Below are 3898 nucleotides of genomic sequence, written 5' to 3'. Positions count from 1 at the left end.
GAAGTACCTGTGGGGGGATTTCGCGGCCGCCGCCATCCTGTCGGGGCTGCCGATCACGGTGGTGTTCATCCTCGCGCAGAAGTGGATGATCTCGGGGCTGACCGCAGGAGGTATCAAGGGATGAGCGGAACCGTTCGCCCACCACCCGCTGGTTCGGGTGTCAGCGGCGCAGTTTCATCGACGTAAAAACGGGCTGGGCCTTTTCCGCCGGGTGGGCGCGGCCCGATACCGGGCCGGGTCGAAGCTGCTGCGCTGGCTCAGCAGCGCGTCGCCATCGAGCCGCTCGGCCAGGCTGGCGATGTCGCGCGCGGTCACGCCGCTCTGTGCGAAATGCTGCTGCCAGGTGTTCACGACCTCGATGACGGCGAGCACGTCGGCCGCCGCTTCCGCAGGCAGCAGGCCGAAGGCATCGCACTGCGACATCGCGTTGTCGAGCGTCGAGTCGCGGCCCTGGGCGCCGCAGATGAACTCCTGGTAGCCCTGCCCCGAGTTCGTCGGCAGGACGTCATAGGCCGGCGCCAGTGTCAGGCGGCCCTGGGCGAAGGGGTTCATGACCAGCAGCGCGTGGTTCTTCTCGTGGTCGTCGGTGTTGTCCACCAGGATGTTGAAGACCATCCGGCGGAACAGTTCGCGCGCGTCGCGCTGGTTCGTGTCGTCCTGCGTGACGCCGATGCGGCGCAGGATTCGCGCGAGTTCGGGGTAGCCCATCTCGGGTTCGGCGCCGGAGGCGGTGGCCGCGCGGATGGCGGTGCCTGCCGAGATGCTGTGGATGCGCCGGCCCGGTGCGCGGTCGAAGCGGTGAACGGCGATCGCATTCGCGTCTGACAGGCGGATCACCTGCGTGCGGGCCACGGTGATGCCCGCGCGCAGGGCCAGCGTCATCGTCGCGTGCTCGATGAGCGGCGTGTCGACGGGTTCGTTGTTGAAGAACTTGACGACCCACTGTTCTCCGCCGATCTCGATGAGGGCCTTCGGCTTGGCGCCGCCGAGCGGGCTGCCGCCACCGGCAATGATCCTCGCCTCGAGCGCGTTGAGGGGCTCCGAGGCTTCGATCTTGGCGACCACCTCGCTGAGCTGCTGCACGTCATCGAGCCGCGGCAGCGGACCCGCGGCGCGCGGGCTGTAGGCGCTCGACGACGTGGAAACGCCGAGCGCGCCGAACCGGTCGTCACCGGCGTAGTACAGGTACTCCATCAACGACAGGCGCTGGGGCTTGTCGACGAAGCGGATGACCTTTTCTCCCCATCGATCCGGCCGCGCGTCGTCGACCGCGCCGACGGCGCGCTGCCCGTCCGTGGCCAGGCGGCCGGGGGGCAGGAACTCGTTGTCCACGAGCGGAAGGTCCTCGCTGAGCGCGAATCCATCGAGCAGCCACTCCCGCCCGTAGTGCAGCGACACGCCCTTGCCGGCGGAGACGAGCTTCAGCGCGCCGACGTGGCGCGGCGCGTCCGGGTCGCCCAGGTACCAGAGGTGCAGGTCGTCGAGGCGCATGTCTCAGTCCTTTCCCTTGGGTGCGGCGCGCAGGCGTGCCTCCGCGGACGCCTGGGCCCGGGCACGGCCCAGCTCGACGGCCTCGCGCACATCCAGTTCGATGGCGCCCTGGTCGTGTTCGGGCGCCGCCAACTGCCTCAGTTCGCCGTCGCGCTGGATGAGCCACAGCGCGGTCGCCACGATGCCGATGCCGACGGACGGGTCGCCGGCCTCGAGCCGCTGGAGGGTGGAGACGGTGATGCCCAGGCGCTGCGCCCAGGATCTCAGCGACTCCTTGCGACGCAGGCGCGCCACCGCCAGGTCGGCGCCCAGTTTTTCAATGGCGGCCGCCGTGGCGGGTGGCAACTGGAGGAGGGCGCGGGCAGTCTTGGGCATACTCATAGAACATCACAAAAGACGCTGTTTTGTCAACATCTATCATTACATCGACAAGCGGCATGGTTCGACGGCCGCAGCTTCCCTTTCATCCAAAGCTTTCACAGCCTTCTGTAAGTCCTTGCTTTTACAACCATTTTCATTCGGCAGATTTTAGGGTCAATCCTAAGTTCTTGATTTCATTGATTTTTTCTTGCACCTCTCATTGACCTTCTAGGAACCATCCGCTAGAGTGGTGCAAAGTGCACTTTGGTGGGTTTTTGTGGCGGAATTTGGCTTTCAAGGCAGCTCAGCGTTGACGCTGGATGGGAAGGGGCGGATCACCGTCCCGGCCCGCCAGCGCGATGTCCTGCTCGCCGATGCCGGGCCCCAGCTCACCTTGACCAAGCACCCGGCGGGCTGCCTGCTGGTGTTTCCGCGCCCGGTGTGGCTGGCCTTCCGCGAGCGCCTGGTGGCGCTGCCGATGTCGGCCGACGGCTGGAAGCGCATCTTTCTCGGCAGCGCGATGGATGTCGAGATCGACGCCTCGTCCCGCGTGCTGATCTCCCCCGAGCTGCGTGCCGCCGCCCGCCTGACCAAGGATGTGCTGCTGATGGGCATGGGCAGCCGGCTGGAACTGTGGGATCCGCTCGTCTACGCTGAACAGGAAGCCAAGGTCCTGCAATCCGAGATGCCGGATTCGCTCAAGGACTTCCAGGGCTAGACGCCATGAGCCGCAGTACCGAGAGCTTCCAGCACCAGACCGTCCTGCTCGACGAGGCCGTCGACGGCGTGTTCACGCGCGCCGACGGCATCTATGTCGACGGCACCTTCGGCCGCGGCGGCCACTCGCGCCTGCTGCTCGGCCGGCTCGCGCCCGGGGGAAGGCTGGTGGCGATCGATCGCGACCCGGATGCCATCGCCGCGGCAGCGTCGGGCGCAACGCGGGTCGATGACCCGCGTTTTTCCATCCACCACTCGCCTTTCGGCGGCATGTCGGAGGTGCTGGCCGAACTCGGCATCGCGCACGTCGACGGCGTGCTGCTCGACCTGGGCGTCTCGTCGCCGCAGATCGACAACCCCGAACGTGGCTTCAGCTTCCGCTTCGACGGACCGCTGGACATGCGCATGGACACGACCCGCGGCGAAAGCGCTGCGGATTTTCTGGCCCGCGCCGACGAGCGCCACATTGCAGAGGTGGTACGCGACTATGGGGAAGAACGGTTTGCTGTATCGGTTGCAAAGGCGCTTGTTGCTCGGCGCGAGGGCGGGCATCCAGTTCGCACCACCGCAGAGCTTTCCCACGTCGTGGCTGGTGCGGTCAAGACCCGCGAGCCGGGCCAGGATCCTGCAACGCGCACATTTCAAGCTCTTCGGATTTTCGTCAACGCCGAGCTTGAGGAGCTCGAACAGGGGCTGAACGCGGCCCTCAGGTTGCTGGCACCGGGCGGCAGGCTCGTCGTGATCAGCTTCCACTCGCTCGAAGACCGCATCGTGAAGAACTTCATCGCGCGCGAAAGCAAGAGCGAGTTCGACCGCCGCGCCCCGTTCGCACCCGAACGGCCGAGCCGGCTGAAGGCGATCGCCCGCGTGAAGCCGTCCGAGACCGAGGTGCGCGCCAACCCGCGCTCGCGCTCGGCCATCATGCGCATCGCCGAGCGCACCGAGGTGCCGGCATGACCCGCATCAACCTCGTGCTGCTCATCGCGCTGATCGCCAGCAGCATCTACCTGGTGCGCGTCTCGTACGACGCGCGGCGCCTCTTCGCCGAGGTCGACCGCGCCGCCACCGAAGCGCACCAGCTCGAGATCGAGCACGAGCGGCTGCTGGCCGACAAGCAATCGCAGGCGACGCCGCTGCGCGTCGAACGCGTCGCGCGCGACAAGCTCGCGATGCGCAATGCCACGCCGGCCGTCACGCAATACGTCGCGTACGCGCCCGCCGCCTCGGGAGCTGCCAGATGAGCTGGATCGACAAGATCCGCCAGCTCGGCGGCGATGCCCGGCCGAACCCGGCACGCGCCGGCGCGGTCAACGTGCGCAGCGTCATGTAC

General features: G+C 67.2%; 5 protein-coding genes. 3 read left to right on the top strand and 2 right to left on the bottom strand.

Annotated features, from left to right (window positions below; translation table 11 throughout):
- Positions 1-174: 174 nt before the first annotated feature.
- Together AC1D01_RS24235 and AC1D01_RS24230 are read right to left on the bottom strand one after the other, a co-directional pair.
- A complete protein-coding gene (locus AC1D01_RS24235; RefSeq protein ID WP_477870890.1) occupies positions 175-1491 on the bottom strand; it encodes a type II toxin-antitoxin system HipA family toxin in 1317 nt (438 codons plus the stop codon).
- Between the two features lie 3 nt (positions 1492-1494).
- Positions 1495-1866 carry an XRE family transcriptional regulator gene (locus AC1D01_RS24230; RefSeq protein WP_477870888.1) on the bottom strand — a complete coding sequence of 124 codons (372 nt, stop codon included), beginning with the start codon at positions 1864-1866 and terminating at the stop codon, positions 1495-1497.
- 262 nt (positions 1867-2128) lie between these two features.
- Here AC1D01_RS24230 and AC1D01_RS24225 point away from each other — a divergent pair, with 262 nt between their 5' ends.
- Genes AC1D01_RS24225 through ftsL form a run of 3 tightly spaced genes read left to right on the top strand, consistent with a single transcriptional unit; the run spans position 2129 to position 3809 of the window.
- Positions 2129-2569: a division/cell wall cluster transcriptional repressor MraZ gene (locus AC1D01_RS24225; protein ID WP_047505735.1), complete on the top strand. Its 441-nt coding sequence runs from the start codon at positions 2129-2131 to the stop codon at positions 2567-2569.
- 5 nt (positions 2570-2574) lie between these two features.
- On the top strand, positions 2575-3525 hold the full coding sequence (rsmH, locus tag AC1D01_RS24220) for a 16S rRNA (cytosine(1402)-N(4))-methyltransferase RsmH (protein ID WP_477870886.1): 951 nt from the start codon (positions 2575-2577) through the stop codon (positions 3523-3525).
- A complete protein-coding gene (gene ftsL / locus AC1D01_RS24215) occupies positions 3522-3809 on the top strand; it encodes a cell division protein FtsL (protein ID WP_477870884.1) in 288 nt (95 codons plus the stop codon). Before rsmH ends, ftsL begins: the two co-directional genes overlap by 4 nt.
- Positions 3810-3898: the final 89 nt, after the last annotated feature.

Source organism: Rhizobacter sp. P3_B12 (assembly GCF_056402895.1).
The sequence above is the reverse complement of the archived record's forward strand: the minus strand, read 5'-3'. Positions and strand labels throughout refer to the sequence as shown.